Below are 16,156 nucleotides of genomic sequence, written 5' to 3'. Positions count from 1 at the left end.
TTTCTTTTTATCTTTTTTCAATTATCCTTCTACTTGTGTTAAGCGAAGAATGGTAGCTGCAAGCTCGCTTTCATGAACTTCTAGCATTTCTCCTGTACTTCTCACTTTCACTTCTACGATTCCTTCAGATGCTTTTTTCCCAACTGTTATTCGAATTGGTAAACCAATTAAATCAGAGTCAGCAAATTTCACACCAGCACGCTCAGCGCGGTCATCGACTAATACATCAAAACGATTTGCTTTTAATGATGCATATAATTTATCTGTTAATTCATTTTGTGCTTCGTCTTTTGTATTGACAGTGATTAAATGAACATCGAATGGAGCTATAGTATTTGGCCATACAATTCCTCTGTCATCATTAAATTGCTCTACAATTGCTGCCATCGTTCTAGATACACCAATTCCATAGCAGCCCATAATAAGCGCCTGGCTTCTGCCATTTTCATCTAAATATGTTGCACCCATTGCTTCGCTATATCGAGTACCAAGCTTAAAGACATGTCCTACTTCAATCCCTTTTGCAAAAGTAATTGTGCCTTTTCCGTCTGGTGAAAGGTCCCCTTCTTGAATGAAACGGATGTCTGCATATTGATCAACCGCAAAATCACGTTCAGGATTCACATTCACATAGTGGAAATGCTCTTCATTTGCCCCACAAACACCATTAACAATTGCTTTCACAGCATGATCGGCAATTACTTCTACATCTTTTACATTAATTGGACCTAATGAACCAATCTTGCTTCCTAAAACAGCTTCCGTATCTGCATGATCTGCTAATTCTACACTATTTGCTTCTAATAAGTTTTTCACTTTTATATCATTTACTTCATGGTCTCCACGAACTAATACTAGAACAAACTTTTCATCTACTTTAAATAAAAGAGATTTAATGCATTTTTCTGCTGCTACATTTAAGAAAGAAGAAACTTCTTCAATTGATTTCTGCTCTTTCGTTTCTACTTTTTCTAGTTCTTTTGCAGGCTCGTTCATTTTTTCGTAGGAATTAATAACAGGAGCCATTTCAATATTTGCAGCATAATTAGATTCCGTAGAATACGCAATAGTATCTTCTCCTACATCAGATAATACCATGAATTCATGGGTATCCTTCCCGCCCATTGCACCACTGTCTGCGATAACTGCACGATAATTTAAGCCGCAACGCTCGAAAATATTGCAATATGCTTTGAAAATCGCATCATAAACTTCCCCTAAGCTTTCATGGGAAGAATGGAAGCTGTATGCATCCTTCATAATAAACTCTCTGCCGCGCAAGATTCCAAAACGTGGTCTTTTCTCATCTCTGAATTTCGTTTGGATTTGATAAAGGGTAAGCGGCAGACGTTTATACGATTTTACTTCGTCACGAACTAAGCTTGTGATGACTTCTTCATGGGTTGCACCTAATGCAAATTCACGACTATTGCGGTCTTTAAGACGCATCAATTCTGGTCCATAAGTAAACCATCTGCCTGATTCCTGCCATAATTCGGCTTGTTGCAAGGCAGGCATCAAAAGTTCTACTCCTCCTGCAGCATCCATTTCTTCGCGAATAATTTGTTCAATTTTCTTTATTACTTTATTTGCTAGTGGCAAATAGGAATAGATACCACTTGCATTTTGTCTAATATATCCTGCTCTTAATAATAACTGATGGCTTTTAATATCAGCATCTGCTGGTACTTCTCTTAATGTTGGTATTAACATTTTACTTTGCTTCATCTATGTTTGCACCTCTAATATTTTTATGTGTTTGTTATTATTGTGAAGAAAGCTATAGATTAGATTGATTTTTTCTCCACAAAACAACATTCCCCTTATAAAAGGGGAATGAAAAGTATCCTACTGTATAAAAAATCGTTGGATATCATTCCAAGTGACAACGATCATCAACAGCATGAGTAAAGCAAATCCAATAAAATGGACCAACCCTTCTTTTTGTCGGTCAATTGGTTTACCGCGAACTGCTTCGATTGCAAAGAATAATAGGCGTCCACCATCCAATGCAGGTAATGGAAGTAGATTCATAATTCCTAAGTTAATGCTTAAGACAGCCGCCCAATTCATTAAGGAATAGACGCCTGATTGAGCAACAGTATCTGTTGATTGATAAATAGCTACAGGACCACCTAATGCATCAATCGAAAATTGGCCTGTTACTAGTTTTCCAACTGCTCCAATAATATCTTTCGTCCATGTATAGGTTTGTGTTGCTCCATATTGAATAGATTTTAATGGGGATTTTTCCATTGGGCTGTATACACCAACAAGCCCAATTGTTTTCCCATCTACTTCTGTTTCCTTCGGTGTAACATCAATCGTCATTTCTTGTCCATTACGATCAATAAGAAATTCTAAATTTTCCCCTGGACTCTTTTGAATGATAGAAACAACTTCTTTCCATGATCCAACCGACTGGCCATCAATACTTATTACATTATCACCTTCGTGTAACCCAGCACTAATTGCTACCCCATCATCTGTTAGCTTACCAAGCTTAGCTTCATTCGAAGGAATCCCTTGTAATAGAGCGATAACGATAAAAATAAGGAAAGCTAGTACAAAGTTCATGGCAGGACCTGCAAAAATAGCAAGCGTTCGTTGTCCTAATGACTTACTTGCAAACTGACGGTCATATGGCGCAATCTGTGTTTCAACACCATTCTCAACGAAGACCGCGTCTTTTTTAATAGGAAAAACAAGCAGTTTTTCCTCCAAGTCATCCTCAACATAGCCTTTAATGAAGAGCTTATGTTCTAAATCAGCATCCTCAACATTAATAACACGTGCATTTGGATACTTCTCTTTATTATTAATAATGATTTTGGTTACTTCTTCCTTTTCATTTAGGATTAAACCGATTCGATGGCCAGGTTTAATATCGACCATTTCTGGATCTTCCCCTGCCATACGGACATAGCCACCAATTGGTAGAAGACGAATCGTATATACGGTTTCTCCTTTTTTTAAGGAAAGAACTTTAGGTCCCATTCCAATTGCAAATTCACGGCATAAAATACCTGCACGCTTAGCTAAAACGAAATGCCCTAATTCGTGAAAAAATACTAACGCACCAAAAATGATGATAAAAGCTATAACTGTATACAAAATTTAACCACCTTTTTATAGAAGTGTGCTTACTCTTTTTCTTGTTTCTAAGTCAACCTCTTGGATCACTTCAAGACTAGGGTTTAGTATATTCTGATGACTATTTAGTGCTTTTTCGATTAAGTCTTCAATTTGCAGAAAGCTAATTTCGTTATTTAAGAACTTTTGAACCGCCACTTCATTTGCTGCATTTAAAACGGTTGGCAATGTGCCGCCTGCTTTTCCTGCCTCATAAGCAAAATGAAGACATTTAAATCTCTCCATATCCATTTCTTGAAAATGCAATTTTCCTATTGTAGCCAAATCTAATCGTTTCCCATTCGCAACAGAAAGGCGCTCTGGATAGGAAAGGGCGTATTGGATTGGTATTCGCATATCTGGTGTCCCTAATTGAGCAATCACACTACTATCATGAAATTCTACCATCGAATGGATGATACTTTCTTTATGTAATAATACATCTATTTTCTCATACGGAAGCCCAAATAACCAGTGTGCTTCAATTACTTCCAATCCTTTATTCATCATTGTTGCAGAATCTATCGTAATTTTTGCACCCATTGACCAGTTCGGATGATTCAAAGCATCTTCTACTGTCACTTGTTCTAAATCTGTTCTGCTTAAATCTCGGAAGCTCCCACCCGAGGCTGTAATGATTAGGCGCTCAATATTCTTTTGATTTTCCCCTTGTAAACATTGAAAAATAGCCGAATGCTCACTATCAACTGGTAAAATAGGTACATTATATTTTGCAGCAGCTTCCATCACAATATGCCCTGCTGTTACTAATGTCTCCTTATTTGCGATCGCTATAACCTTTTTTGCTTCGATTGCTTGTAAGGTTGGATGTAGCCCAACACTACCAATTACTGCATTAACTAGTATATCTGCTTTATCAAAGACAGCTACTTCCGTTAGACCTTCCATTCCATAGCTTAAATGAATGGTCGGAAAAATTTGTTTTAATTGCTCATAATCGCTTTTTTCTGAAACGGAAACAAGTGATGGTCTGAATTCTTCGATAATCTTTTTTGTAAGTTCTAAATTTCTTCCTGATGAAAAGGCAACTAATTGAAACATATCAGGATGATTTTTAATAACATCCAACGTTTGTGTTCCAATCGATCCAGTCGCCCCAAGCAAACTAATATACTTCACTACCTCACTCCTACACCCATTATTTCCTACCTTTTATTTTAAATTAAATCAAGAAATCGTTCAAAGATAAAATAAAGCAGTGGCCAGACAAAGATAAGGCTATCAAACCTATCCAGAATCCCACCGTGTCCTGGTAATAATCTACCAGAATCCTTCACATCATAATGGCGCTTTAAAGCTGATTCTGTTAAATCCCCAATTTGTCCAAAAATGGATAAGATAATGGTAGTAAAAGCAAAGCCTATAGACCATTCTATGTAGCCAAACACACTAAATAGAACCCCTACCACTAAAGCACTGATAATCCCTCCAACAAATCCTTCGACTGTTTTATTTGGACTGATTTCTGGCCATAATTTTCGCTTTCCAATAGCTCTGCCTATAAAGTAAGCCCCAGAGTCTGTTGCCCAAATAATAAATAACGAATAAATAAGATACGCTAATTGTGTTTCTCTAATTTCAATAAAGAAATGAAATCCAGTTCCTATGTAAATAACAGCCAATATCGAAAATGCGACATCATCAAATGTAAATTTATTTTTAGAAAAAACCATATACGTTAAATACAATAAAACAGCGATTAATCCTATTTCAACTTTTGTGATATTTAAATAATGGTTAGGTAGTACCATCAACCATACAGTAACTAAAGAAATAATTCCCGGAATAGAAAGAAACGGTATTTTTCTCATCCGAAACATTTCAAATATGCCGATTCCGACTAGTAGAAAAGTGAAAAGTACCAGTGGTAGCTTTCCGATTAAAACGAACGGCAAAAATACGGCTATTGCAATAATTGCTGTAATTATTCTTTGCTTCATCTCTAAACCAACTCTCTTCAGACACCGCCAAAACGGCGTTGTCTGTTTTGAAATTCTTCGATTGCTTCTATTAAATGTTGGCCACTAAAATCTGGCCATAAGACTTCTGTAAAATAAAGTTCCGAATAAGCTATTTGCCATAGCATAAAATTACTTATTCTTATTTCCCCACTTGTACGAATTAATAAATCAGGCTCTATTATCTCTTCTGTCATTAAATAAGAGGCAAACATTTCTTCTGATAAGTTGTCTATCTCTATTTTCCCCGATTGACTATCTTTTACAACACCTTTAACAGCGTCTATGATTTCGGCTCGAGAACCATAATTCAAGGCAAAGTTTAATTGAAGACCAGTATTATGCTTTGTTTGTTCCACAGCACGATTTAAGGCATTAAGTGTAGACTCAGGCAATCCCTCTGTATAGCCAATCGCTGTTACACGAACATTTTTCTCTATTAATTCCGGCAAAAATGTACCAAGAAATTGTTCTGGAAGGGACAGTATATAATCCACTTCCGATTTTGGCCTTTTCCAATTTTCTGTAGAAAAGGCATATAGAGTTAACACTTTAATTCCAAGATCATTTGCGATGGTTGTAATCCGCTTAACGCATTTCATTCCTTCATGATGTCCAGCAATTCTCGGCAATTTTCTTTTTTTCGCCCATCGCCCATTACCATCCATGATAATCGCAACATGCTCTGGAATATTTCGCATTTTTAATGCAGATATGCGGTCTTGGAAATTAGAAGAAATTGGTTTCTTTTTCCATAACCTTATTTTGTTAAACATAAAATAGCTCCTCCAAAATAGATCCCTTTCGTATCTTACTATTAACAGTGATTATATGTATACAGTATATGATTTAAACTGTATCTGTTTATATTCTCTACTAAACAACTAGCTTTAAGATAATCATCATAATAACGATATTGCATAATACAAGGATCGACTTTTCTATTAAATTCTTCGTGTCCATAAACCTATCATATCCCCTAGTAAGATAACACAATAAGTTCCCTTTCTATATTATAGGAAAATAGTCAGCTTAAGCAACTAAGAATTAAAAAACTAGCTAGTTTTGGCTATTTTTGGACAAAAATTAATATTTTGGACAATTTTGATCCTTTTCAAATTGATTTATTTATACGTAATCACTTAACACTATTCTTGCTAGCTGGAGGAAGTTATTCCCTCTCTTATCTGCTTTAAACAACTTACTCTTAAATAGACAAAAAGTAATTTTAGAAAAGAAAGACATGAATTTGATGAAGAAAAAAACCCCCTATATAGTAGAGGGTTTCATCAACATATAAACAAATCTCGTTGATTTCCGCTCCAGACACACTTGCTTTTTTGGAGAGAAATGGGAGGAGCGCCTCCTTGGCTTATAGCTTGCAGGGATTTTTCCACTTCCCTCTCTTCCCGCAGAAGTTTAGTGTCCATTGCTGTAAGAATCAACTAAAGAATTCTCATTAGAATACACCTTAGTACCTTGCAGTGTTATACTTCTAAAATTTCTTTTTCTTTTTCTTTTGTTAACGCATCAACTTTACTAATGAATTCATCCGTTAATTTTTGGATATCTTCATTAAAGCCGCGTAGTGCATCTTCTGTGATTTCGCCGTTTTTTTCTAATTTCTTTAGATCATCATTACCGTCTCGGCGGATATTACGAATAGCAATTTTCGCTTCTTCGGACTCTTTTTTCACGTTCTTTACTAATTCCTTACGACGCTCTTCTGTAAGCATTGGAATAGAAAGACGGATAACACTTCCATCGTTTGAAGGATTTAATCCAATATCAGATTTAAGAATTGCTTTTTCAATATCTCCAAGAATCGTTTTATCATACGGTTGAATTACAAGCAACCTAGCTTCTGGAACACTAATACCAGCAATTTGATTGATTGGTGTTGGTGCACCATAATAATCTACTGTAATTCGATCTAATAAGGAAGCATTAGCTCTACCTGCACGAATACTTGCAAGCTCACGTGAATAGCTTTGAATCGCTTTATTCATTTTTTCCTTTGTATTTGCAATAACTTGTTTAGGCATTATTTTTCCCCCTCACGATTGTTCCAATTGTCTCACCCATTACCGCTCTCTTAATATTGCCGTCTTCCATGATAGAGAACACGATTAACGGAATGTCATTATCCATACATAATGATGAAGCAGTTGAATCCATTACTGCAAGACCGTCTTTAATCACATCAAAATAAGTAAGTTCTTCAAATTTCGTTGCAGTTTTATCTACTTTCGGATCTGCTGAATATACACCGTCCACATTATTTTTTGCCATTAAAATAACGTCTGCCTCTATTTCAGCAGCTCTTAGGGCAGCTGTTGTATCTGTTGAGAAATAAGGGTTTCCAGTTCCTGCAGCAAAAATCACAACACGTTTCTTCTCAAGATGTCGAATGGCACGTCTTCTAATATAAGGCTCCGCTACCTGTCTCATTTCAATTGAAGATTGTACACGTGTTTCAATGCCCATTTGCTCTAAACTATCTTGAAGTGCCAATGAATTCATAACAGTAGCAAGCATTCCCATATAATCAGCGTTCGCTCGGTCCATTCCCATTTCTTCCCCGATTTTACCGCGCCAAATATTTCCACCGCCAACAACTACAGCCGCTTCTACACCAAGATCTGCAACTTCCTTCACTTGCTGTGCTACGTTTTTGATTACACTTGGATTGATACCAAATCCAGCTTCACCAGCTAATGCTTCACCACTTAATTTCAGAACAACACGTTTATATTTTGGATTACTACTCATGGAAACCTCCGCTATATTTGAAATATCTTGAAAAATAGGGAACACCGTGGTGCCCCCTATGATAACATGAATTAATCAATCATTTATTTATTATTATTTCTTATTTACTTGGTTCATAACTTCTTCAGCGAAGTTATCTTCACGTTTTTCGATTCCTTCTCCCACTTCGTAACGAACGAATTCACGTAAAGTAGCACCTTTAGATTCTACAAATTGACGAACCTTTTGGTCAGGGTTTTTAACAAATGTTTGATCAAGTGCACATACATCTTCAAAATATTTGCTTAAGCGGCCTTCAACCATTTTCTCAACGATTTTAGCTGGTTTTCCTTCGTTAAGCGCTTGTTGTGTTAATACTTCTTTCTCATGTGCCACTTCTTCTTGAGAAACTTGGTCACGAGATACATATTTAGGATTTAATGCAGCAATGTGCATCGCAACATCTTTAGCAGCAGAATCATCAGTAGTTCCTTCTAATACAGTTAGAACACCAATGCGTCCGCCCATGTGAAGATAAGCACCAAATGAATCATTATCTGTTTTTGTTTTGATTTCAAAACGACGTAGAGATAATTTTTCACCGATTTTAGCGATTGCTGCATTGATATGTGATTCAACTGTTGTACCTTCCGTAATGTTTGAAGCATGTGCTTCTTCTACAGTTGCAGGTTTAGTTGCTAATAAATGTGTAGCAAGTTCGTTTACTAAGTTTTGAAAACCTTCGTTTTTCGCAACGAAATCAGTTTCAGAGTTTACTTCAAGAATAACTGCTTCATTACCTTCTACAGCGATATAAGTTGAACCTTCAGCAGCTACACGGTCTGCTTTCTTAGCAGCACTTGCAATACCTTTTTCACGTAAGAAGTCAATCGCTTTATCTAAATCTCCATTCGTTTCAGTAAGTGCTTTTTTACAATCCATCATTCCAGCACCAGTTTTTTCACGTAGTTCTTTTACCATTTGAGCTGTAACAGCCATAGTAATTTGCCTCCTTAAGGTTTATGTATTATTTTTTTTACCATTTTATTTCACTTTTAAGCAGGATGCTTGAAAAAAAGGTGATAAGAGGGATGCTCTTTATCACCTTTTCCACAAGTCCCTAAACAAATACTTATTATCCATTAAGTTCAATCAAATTGATCCTAAACTCATTCGTAACAAGTCATGCGGTTCTATTAAGCAGAAGTTACTTCTTCGCCTTGTTTAGCTTCAAGAATTGCATCTGCCATTTTTGCAGTTAATAATTTAACAGCACGGATTGCATCATCATTCGCAGGAATAACAACATCAATTTCGTCTGGATCACAGTTAGTATCAACAATACCAACGATTGGAATATTTAATTTATGAGCTTCTGCAACTGCAATACGTTCTTTACGTGGATCTACGATGAATAAGCAGTCAGGAATCTTCTTCATATCTTTAATTCCGCCTAGGAATTTTTCTAAACGCTCAAGCTCTTTGTTTAATTGAACTACTTCTTTTTTAGGAAGTACTTCAAAAGTGCCATCTTCAGACATTCTTTCGATATCTTTAAGACGAGCAATACGCTTTTGAATCGTTTCAAAGTTAGTTAAAGTTCCACCTAACCAGCGTTGGTTTACATAGTATTGACCAGAACGGATAGCTTCCTCTTTAACTGAATCTTGTGCTTGCTTTTTCGTACCAACGAAAAGAACTGTACCGCCGTTTCCAGCTAATTCTTTCACATAGTTATAAGCTTCTTCAACCTTTTTAACTGTTTTTTGAAGGTCGATGATGTAAATGCCGTTACGCTCTGTGAAAATATATTTTTTCATTTTTGGGTTCCAACGGCGAGTTTGGTGACCGAAATGTACACCAGCTTCAAGTAATTGTTTCATTGAAATAACTGACATGTTTTTTCCTCCTAATGGTTTTGATTTCCTCCGCTTTTTTCATTTTTAATCAAAACTGTAAATAATACAGCACCAATGATTAAATCCAAAAGCGTGTGTATTAACACCATTTGTTAATATAGCATATGTACTACATACAATCAAGTATATTTACGAATTTTGTCTAAATTTAAGGAGTAGCTCCATTTCTGTCTTCCCTTTATTTAATGTTTTCGCTATTTCCTCAATGCTTTTTCCTTCTGCTTGCATCTCAGAGGCTAATTCAGCAATAGACTTTTCCTTCTTTTCTTTCTCTGGCGGAAGGATTAAGTTCAACAGCTCTTCCATATCTTCCTTCTCTAGTCTATCTTCTTTATTATTTTCTCGTTCAGACGGAGAAGGAGAGGTATTTTTATATACATTTAACATGGCTTTATTCCCTTTCAACTCTTTCGGCTTAAAGTCAACGTTTGTCGCATCATCCATCTCTTTTTCCTCTCGCTTCTCCTGTTGTATTACTTTAGGTTGGAATGAATAAAGCTTTTCGATAAACTGTTCATTATCCTCTTTAATTTCCGATATAAAGGTAGAAATTATTTCTTCCATTTCCTCTATATTCTTTTTCTGTTCTTTTTCTATGTCGACAAACCGATTTTGTCTAAGATATAAAATGACAATACTAAGTATAGCGATTAAATTTAATGTAATGCTTAAAAAAAGTAAAAAGTTAACCATTTTATCCCTCTATCCACTAAAGTCGATACTTTGTCCCTTATATGGGTGTATCGTGGTATTCTCTATTTCGTTAAACTCCTTCTTTTCTTCACTCCTTGTTTGTTCGTGAAGGTGTTTATCTCCCTTTTTATTAGAATTGACTTTTCCCTTTCCTTCTCCCTTTATGACCGTTATTCTTTTTCTTTCCTCTTCTTTTCCAGCTTCTTTGGCAGCGAAAGAATACATTTGCTGATGTTTCTGATCTTGTTGTTCTTGAAGCTTTCCTGCATCATAAGTTCTTGGTAGAGCAACTTGCATTTCTATTGCCTTCAAACTCATATGCCTTCACCCATTTCATTAGATTACTTTTTCTAAAGAATGCCTTAATTTAAAGATAGCTTTTGAATGTATCTGCGATATTCTTGAAGTGGATAAATTCATTACTTGTCCAATTTCCGTTAACGTTAATTCCTCTTTATAAAACAAACTAATAACAAGCTGTTCTTTCTCATTTAGCTCCTGAATTTTTTCTGCCATTTCTTGCACTAATTCATCCTTGATAACTTTTTCTTCTGGAATAATGGTTTTATCATCTCGGATTGAAAAACTTTGTGCCTCTTTCTCCTCCCCCTCATTTAGCTGCTCATCAATAGATAGCACGTTGGCAAAAAAGTGTTCATTCATCGTACTATACACTTCTTCAACACTTGTGCCTAATTCATCAGCAACTTCCTGTGCAGTGATATTTCTCATTAATTTTTGTTCCAGTTTTTCAATTGCGGCTTCAATCTTCTTTGACTTTTCCCTTGTCCCCCTTGATAACCAGTCTTCCTTCCGAAGGCCATCAATAATACTTCCTCTAATCCGAAAAGATGCATATGTATCAAACTTTAAGTCTCTATTTGGATCAAATCGTTGTAAAGCATCATATAAACCCATCATCCCGAGGCTCGTTAATTCGTCTCGCGACACACTTTTCGGTAATCCTATGGATATTCTTTGCACATGAAAACTAACTAAAGGCATATACTTCTTTATTAACTGGTTGCCTGCTTCTTGATCTCTCGAACTAATCCACAATTCCCATGCTTGCTTTTCTTCTGTTGTTGACTCATTGGCCATTAAATACCCTCCTCTAAAAAACAGTGAACATTAACATTCGCACTAAATCTTTTCTGTCTATAATCGTAAAGGAGAAAGAGACTTTCATTCTTTCCTTTCCTTTTTCTACAAGAAAACTACATTTATAAAGCCATTCACTAAAATGAACACTCATCAGCAGGCTTTCCCCTTCTCCCACTAATGGTCAGCTGAATCCTCGGACATGTAAGGACGGTTCGTCTCCCTGTTATCTTTTGAATTATAAAAAGCAAGAAGTGAGAGTCTTACTTATGTTTAGGAGTAGGAACAGAGAATAGGTCGTCCCATTTTTTCATTTTCGTGCTTTTTATTTTTATCCTTTACATTCCTATCCATTCAGCAAAAAAATAAGAATTATAATTAAGATACTTCGTCCCTTTTTATGTATATATTTCACTATTGATTTTAGCAGAAGACATGATTTTTTATCTATCCTTTCTAATACCGCTACAAAAAATAGGTATAAAGACTTATTATAAATTTGCTTCAAAAATAAGAAGTTTTCTTTTCGGCCACAATATGTTCACAGAATCTCGATGGGAGCATTCCAGTTAAACTGCTATAGTATTTATTCAATAAAAAAGCAGCAAAAAAAGACTAGCTCTTAACAAAGAATAACCTATAGAATAGGAATTCTTTTTAACGAGAGACAGTCTTATTCTTCACTCCTATTCGGTTCATTAAACAAACTACTTTCGTCCAACTTAGATAATATGTATTCCTTTGTTCACCGTACGAATCGTTAATTGATGGGTAGCTGGGGAAAATTCAATTGTTCTTCCGCTATTCCCCCCTACATCTTCACTAACTATTTTAATCCTTAATGCTTCCAATGTATTTTTCACTGCTTCTACATTTCTAGGACCTATTCTCATAACATCGCTTGTTCCATTAAACTGAAACATTTGCGCTCCGCCAGCAATTTTGGCTAATAAGGAATGTCTTTTTACCCCTAACCCTTCTAAACGTTCCACTAATTCAATAATCGCTGTATCTGCAAATTTAGCCTTATTTATAGTTCCAGATTTTGAAATAGACGCTTCTGGCAGCATGATATGTGCTAATCCAGCAATAGATTTCATTGGACTATATAATACAATTCCTACACAGGATCCGAGTCCTGAGGTTCGAATCGTGTTAGGAGGATGTACCACATTCATATCAGCAATTCCAACTTTTATCACTGTAGTCTGTTCAGTCACCATCTTTCACTCCTAATGACTGAAATAATGTGCTAAAAGAGTCTGGATCAGGCAATAAAAAGAAATGTCCATTTACAGTATCAGAAAGCTTAATATCTTCTCCATTCAATTCTGTATTGATGACAATTGCATAATCGCTTACTTGTGAATGTTCGACTAATCCATATGTAACAATCGCGCCAACCATGTCAATGGCAAGCGCTGGAACAGATGGATATAAGGATAGCTGCGTGAAATCGGATAAGGAAGATAAATAGGAACCAGATAAAATATTTCCCAATTCCTGTAATGCTGAAATAGATAACTCATCATATGGCAGTGCAAAGTTAACAGAAGTATCTCCAATCATATCCTGGACAAATTTAGTTGCCTGCTCGATAGGAAGAATAAAGAACATACTTCCAGGAACATCGCCCTCTATTCTTAAGAAAACTCCTGCAACAATATTATCTGCCCCTCCAGCCATTTCCATCATTTCATCAAATGTTACAATTTGAACATCAGGCACCTTCATATCAATCTTTTTATTAAGGAGCTTTGACAAAGAGGTTGCAGCGTGTCCTGCCCCAATATTACCAATTTCTCTTAATACATCAAGCTTCATTGAATCAATATCATTTATATAACCCATGCTTATTCATCACTTTTAGTAGTAGAATAATTTCTTAAAATAGTGCGGTCAAACACTTTTTCTAAATCTACAAGAATTAGTAAACGTTTATCAAGCTTGACTACCCCTTTAATATAATCAACCTCATCCCCATTAATGGTTTCTGGAGCTGGCTCATATAAAGCAGTATCTACATCTACAACATCATTGGCTGAATCAACAATAATGCCTACTTCCATATCTTCTAACATAATAATGATGATTCTTGTACTTTCTGTGTAAGGAATTTCTTCCAAATTAAACCGAAGCCGTAAATCAATAATCGGCGTTACTACTCCTCTTAAATTAATCACACCTTTAACAAAAGGAGCGATATTTGGAATTCTAGTAATATGCATATTCTTTTCAATGGACATGACTTCATTGACAGAAATAGCATATTCCTTTCCTTTCAATTCAAATATTATTAATTTTTCGTCTGTTGAAACTGCATCACTCATCTTTTTCATCCCTCTCCAATTAACCTTATCTACATACTAAAGCCAAAGAGTCTTTATCATCACCTAAGTGATGCTTTATGTCATTTTATAGCATGCATTAACATTTCCACCATTTGATGTGTTTGCCATATTAATGGGTATTATGTTTGCTACATAGACATACATCTTTTATAAGAGAATTATTTAATTAATGCATTACAATCCATTATTAGTGCTACTTGTCCATCACCCAAAATGGTTGCCCCAGATATTGCATATGCACTTGAAAGGTAAGCACCTAATGACTTTAATACAACTTCTTGCTGTCCGATAAATCCATCCACAACAAGACCTGCGAGTTTTTCTCCTTTTCTTACGATAACAACTGAATAATATTCACTTTCCGCTTTTGTTGATGGAACATCAAAAATATCTTTTAAGAATAATAATGGAACCACTTTACCTCGGAAATCAATGACTGTCTGATTATGGGCATGCATTACATCCTTTTTATAAACAATGGCTGTCTCAATAATCGATGACAATGGAATGGCATACTTTTCAGCTTGAATTTCTACTAGCATTACAGAAATAATCGATAGGGTTAATGGTAATTGAATAGAGAATAGCGATCCTTTTCCTTCTTCTGATTCGATTGTGATGGAACCACCTAAAGATTCTATTGTATTTTTTACAACATCAAGTCCTACGCCACGTCCCGAAATATCTGAGATTTGGTCTGCGGTAGAAAACCCAGATGCAAAAATAAGTTCAGCAATTTGCGAATCCGTTAATGTCTTAGCTATTTCTTTTGAAACAATGCCTTTATTAATAGCTTTAGAAAGAACTTTCTCTTTATTTATCCCTGCTCCATCATCTTCGAGCTCAATAAAAACATGGTTCCCGCTATGATATGCACGAAGAACGACTGTCCCTTCTTCATGTTTATTATTTGCTCTTCTAACCTCTGGTGTTTCCACTCCATGATCAAGCGCATTGCGGATTAAATGAACTAACGGATCGCCAATTTCGTCAATAACCGTACGATCGAGTTCTGTTTCAGCACCAATGATTTGCAAGTCAATTTTCTTATTTAAATCACGAGCAAGCTGTCTTACCATTCTTGGAAAACGATTAAACACGGTTTCAACAGGAACCATTCGCATATTCAAAATAATATTTTGCAGGTCTCCTGTTACTCTTGACATTCTCTCCACGGTTTCATGCAGCTCTTGATCTTTGAGATTAGAAGATATTTGCTCTAATCTTCCTCTGTCTATAACAAGCTCCTCAAAAAGATTCATCAAAATATCTAAACGCTCAATATTAACACGAATGGTCTTATTCGAAATTTTAGTCGCCGTTTGTTTCTCTGGCTGCTTATTTTCTGCAGGAGCATCATTTTCTGCAACAGGAGTATTTTTCTTTTCTTCCTGCCCTTCCTCCACCACATTCATTTCAGTTGTAGATTGGTCTGCTTGCTTACCTGATATACTAGTTGCAAAAAACTCTCTTACTTCTACCTTTTCTACTTCTGAAACTTTCATGATAGATGTTTCTATTTTATTAGCTGCTTCTTTTGATATAAGAGTTACCATAAAGTCATAATCAAACTTTTCTTCCTCTAGCTCATCTACAGCTGGCACCGATTTAACAACTTCTCCTAATGATTCTAAAGCTTCAAAAATCATATATACTCTTGCAGCTTTTAATAAACAGTCGCTTTTCAATGTAATATTAATTTCATAAGTAAAAAAACCTTGATCTGCTGATTGTTGTAATACGGTCGTTTCAAATTGATCATAATGATTTTCTCTTGCTGGAGCTTTTTCTATAGTAGTAGCGGCAACCTCAACCTCCGCTTTCTTAAGTTGATTTATCGGTTCACCTTTTTCGATTTGAACAAGCTTTTCAACAACTTCCTCTACATTTCTCTTTCCGTCTCCACCACTAGCAATTGATTCTACCATCGCATCAAGATCATCGACAGCTAAGAAAATGACATCCAATATTTCTGGAGAAAAAACAATCTTCTTATTTCTGATTGCATCAAGCACATTTTCCATTTGATGGGTTAAGCTTGCTAAGTCCTCATACCCCATTGTCGCCGACATCCCTTTTAAAGTATGGGCTGCACGGAAAATCTCATTTACTATTTGTAAATTCTCAGGATCCTTTTCCAATTCTAATAGATGTTCATTACATGCTTGTAAATGTTCTTTACTCTCTTCAATAAAAACTTCTAAATACTGACTCATTTCCACCTTGCTTC

17 protein-coding genes are annotated in these 16,156 nt (G+C 35.7%); all 17 read right to left on the bottom strand.

Translation table 11 applies throughout. The features are described from left to right. Positions 1-21: 21 nt before the first annotated feature. The 17 genes from ADJ83_RS06615 to ADJ83_RS06540 all read right to left on the bottom strand — a co-directional run bounded on the left by ADJ83_RS06615 (position 22) and on the right by ADJ83_RS06540 (position 16,148). Positions 22-1,728, bottom strand: coding sequence for a proline--tRNA ligase (locus ADJ83_RS06615; protein ID WP_031534550.1), 1,707 nt, complete (start codon positions 1,726-1,728; stop codon positions 22-24). Positions 1,729-1,848: 120 nt separating this feature from the next. After that, positions 1,849-3,114 (bottom strand): RIP metalloprotease RseP, encoded by a 1,266-nt coding sequence (rseP, locus tag ADJ83_RS06610; protein ID WP_031534548.1) that lies wholly within the window; start codon positions 3,112-3,114, stop codon positions 1,849-1,851. A 15-nt stretch (positions 3,115-3,129) separates the two neighbouring features. Further along, on the bottom strand, positions 3,130-4,272 hold the full coding sequence (dxr, locus tag ADJ83_RS06605) for a 1-deoxy-D-xylulose-5-phosphate reductoisomerase (protein WP_031534547.1): 1,143 nt from the start codon (positions 4,270-4,272) through the stop codon (positions 3,130-3,132). Between the two features lie 38 nt (positions 4,273-4,310). After that, positions 4,311-5,093, bottom strand: coding sequence for a phosphatidate cytidylyltransferase (locus ADJ83_RS06600; RefSeq protein ID WP_031534546.1), 783 nt, complete (start codon positions 5,091-5,093; stop codon positions 4,311-4,313). Positions 5,094-5,110: 17 nt separating this feature from the next. Further along, positions 5,111-5,887, bottom strand: a complete 777-nt coding sequence (locus ADJ83_RS06595; RefSeq protein WP_031534544.1) for an isoprenyl transferase — start codon at positions 5,885-5,887, stop codon at positions 5,111-5,113. A 711-nt stretch (positions 5,888-6,598) separates the two neighbouring features. Next, positions 6,599-7,156, bottom strand: coding sequence for a ribosome recycling factor (gene frr / locus ADJ83_RS06590; protein ID WP_031534542.1), 558 nt, complete (start codon positions 7,154-7,156; stop codon positions 6,599-6,601). Continuing rightward, a complete protein-coding gene (gene pyrH, locus ADJ83_RS06585) occupies positions 7,149-7,883 on the bottom strand; it encodes a UMP kinase (RefSeq protein WP_031534539.1) in 735 nt (244 codons plus the stop codon). The genes frr and pyrH overlap by 8 nt, the downstream gene beginning before the upstream one ends. 93 nt (positions 7,884-7,976) lie before the next feature. Further along, positions 7,977-8,861, bottom strand: coding sequence for a translation elongation factor Ts (gene tsf / locus ADJ83_RS06580; RefSeq protein ID WP_031534538.1), 885 nt, complete (start codon positions 8,859-8,861; stop codon positions 7,977-7,979). 197 nt (positions 8,862-9,058) lie between these two features. Next, positions 9,059-9,760, bottom strand: coding sequence for a 30S ribosomal protein S2 (rpsB, locus tag ADJ83_RS06575; protein WP_031534537.1), 702 nt, complete (start codon positions 9,758-9,760; stop codon positions 9,059-9,061). A gap of 150 nt (positions 9,761-9,910) precedes the next feature. Continuing rightward, positions 9,911-10,474, bottom strand: a complete 564-nt coding sequence (locus tag ADJ83_RS06570; RefSeq protein WP_031534535.1) for a hypothetical protein — start codon at positions 10,472-10,474, stop codon at positions 9,911-9,913. Between the two features lie 9 nt (positions 10,475-10,483). Beyond that, positions 10,484-10,792 carry a hypothetical protein gene (locus ADJ83_RS06565; protein ID WP_031534533.1) on the bottom strand — a complete coding sequence of 103 codons (309 nt, stop codon included), beginning with the start codon at positions 10,790-10,792 and terminating at the stop codon, positions 10,484-10,486. Between the two features lie 18 nt (positions 10,793-10,810). Further along, positions 10,811-11,575, bottom strand: coding sequence for a FliA/WhiG family RNA polymerase sigma factor (locus ADJ83_RS06560; RefSeq protein WP_031534531.1), 765 nt, complete (start codon positions 11,573-11,575; stop codon positions 10,811-10,813). Positions 11,576-11,588: 13 nt separating this feature from the next. Then, entirely contained in the window at positions 11,589-11,729 is a 141-nt protein-coding gene (locus ADJ83_RS25970; protein WP_204375760.1) for a hypothetical protein, read from the bottom strand. A 568-nt stretch (positions 11,730-12,297) separates the two neighbouring features. Then, on the bottom strand, positions 12,298-12,795 hold the full coding sequence (locus ADJ83_RS06555; protein WP_081836533.1) for a chemotaxis protein CheD: 498 nt from the start codon (positions 12,793-12,795) through the stop codon (positions 12,298-12,300). Continuing rightward, the gene (locus ADJ83_RS06550; protein WP_031534528.1) at positions 12,788-13,426 is read right to left on the bottom strand and encodes a chemotaxis protein CheC; all 639 of its coding nucleotides are present in this window, start codon (positions 13,424-13,426) and stop codon (positions 12,788-12,790) included. Before ADJ83_RS06550 ends, ADJ83_RS06555 begins: the two co-directional genes overlap by 8 nt. Before the next feature lie 2 nt (positions 13,427-13,428). After that, positions 13,429-13,905 (bottom strand): chemotaxis protein CheW, encoded by a 477-nt coding sequence (locus tag ADJ83_RS06545; RefSeq protein ID WP_035415917.1) that lies wholly within the window; start codon positions 13,903-13,905, stop codon positions 13,429-13,431. 179 nt (positions 13,906-14,084) lie between these two features. Continuing rightward, the gene (locus ADJ83_RS06540) at positions 14,085-16,148 is read right to left on the bottom strand and encodes a chemotaxis protein CheA (protein WP_031534524.1); all 2,064 of its coding nucleotides are present in this window, start codon (positions 16,146-16,148) and stop codon (positions 14,085-14,087) included. Positions 16,149-16,156: the final 8 nt, after the last annotated feature.

Origin of the sequence: Bacillus sp. 522_BSPC (genome assembly GCF_001076885.1) — a bacterium.
GTDB lineage: Bacteria > Bacillota > Bacilli > Bacillales > Cytobacillaceae > Niallia > Niallia hominis.
The sequence above is the reverse complement of the archived record's forward strand: the minus strand, read 5'-3'. Positions and strand labels throughout refer to the sequence as shown.

Excerpts from the sequence above, each read along its gene's own strand:
- rpsB (WP_031534537.1), bottom strand. The coding sequence starts at position 9,760 with ATGTCAGTTATTTCAATGAAACAATTACTTGAAGCTGGTGTACATTTC.
- ADJ83_RS06615 (WP_031534550.1), bottom strand. The coding sequence starts at position 1,728 with ATGAAGCAAAGTAAAATGTTAATACCAACATTAAGAGAAGTACCAGCA.
- pyrH (WP_031534539.1), bottom strand. The coding sequence starts at position 7,883 with ATGAGTAGTAATCCAAAATATAAACGTGTTGTTCTGAAATTAAGTGGT.
- ADJ83_RS06565 (WP_031534533.1), bottom strand. The coding sequence starts at position 10,792 with ATGAGTTTGAAGGCAATAGAAATGCAAGTTGCTCTACCAAGAACTTAT.
- ADJ83_RS06560 (WP_031534531.1), bottom strand. The coding sequence starts at position 11,575 with ATGGCCAATGAGTCAACAACAGAAGAAAAGCAAGCATGGGAATTGTGG.
- ADJ83_RS06550 (WP_031534528.1), bottom strand. The coding sequence starts at position 13,426 with ATGGGTTATATAAATGATATTGATTCAATGAAGCTTGATGTATTAAGA.
- ADJ83_RS25970 (WP_204375760.1), bottom strand. The coding sequence starts at position 11,729 with ATGAGTGTTCATTTTAGTGAATGGCTTTATAAATGTAGTTTTCTTGTA.
- tsf (WP_031534538.1), bottom strand. The coding sequence starts at position 8,861 with ATGGCTGTTACAGCTCAAATGGTAAAAGAACTACGTGAAAAAACTGGT.
- ADJ83_RS06545 (WP_035415917.1), bottom strand. The coding sequence starts at position 13,905 with ATGAGTGATGCAGTTTCAACAGACGAAAAATTAATAATATTTGAATTG.
- frr (WP_031534542.1), bottom strand. The coding sequence starts at position 7,156 with ATGCCTAAACAAGTTATTGCAAATACAAAGGAAAAAATGAATAAAGCG.
- ADJ83_RS06570 (WP_031534535.1), bottom strand. The coding sequence starts at position 10,474 with ATGGTTAACTTTTTACTTTTTTTAAGCATTACATTAAATTTAATCGCT.
- ADJ83_RS06600 (WP_031534546.1), bottom strand. The coding sequence starts at position 5,093 with ATGAAGCAAAGAATAATTACAGCAATTATTGCAATAGCCGTATTTTTG.
- ADJ83_RS06595 (WP_031534544.1), bottom strand. The coding sequence starts at position 5,887 with ATGTTTAACAAAATAAGGTTATGGAAAAAGAAACCAATTTCTTCTAAT.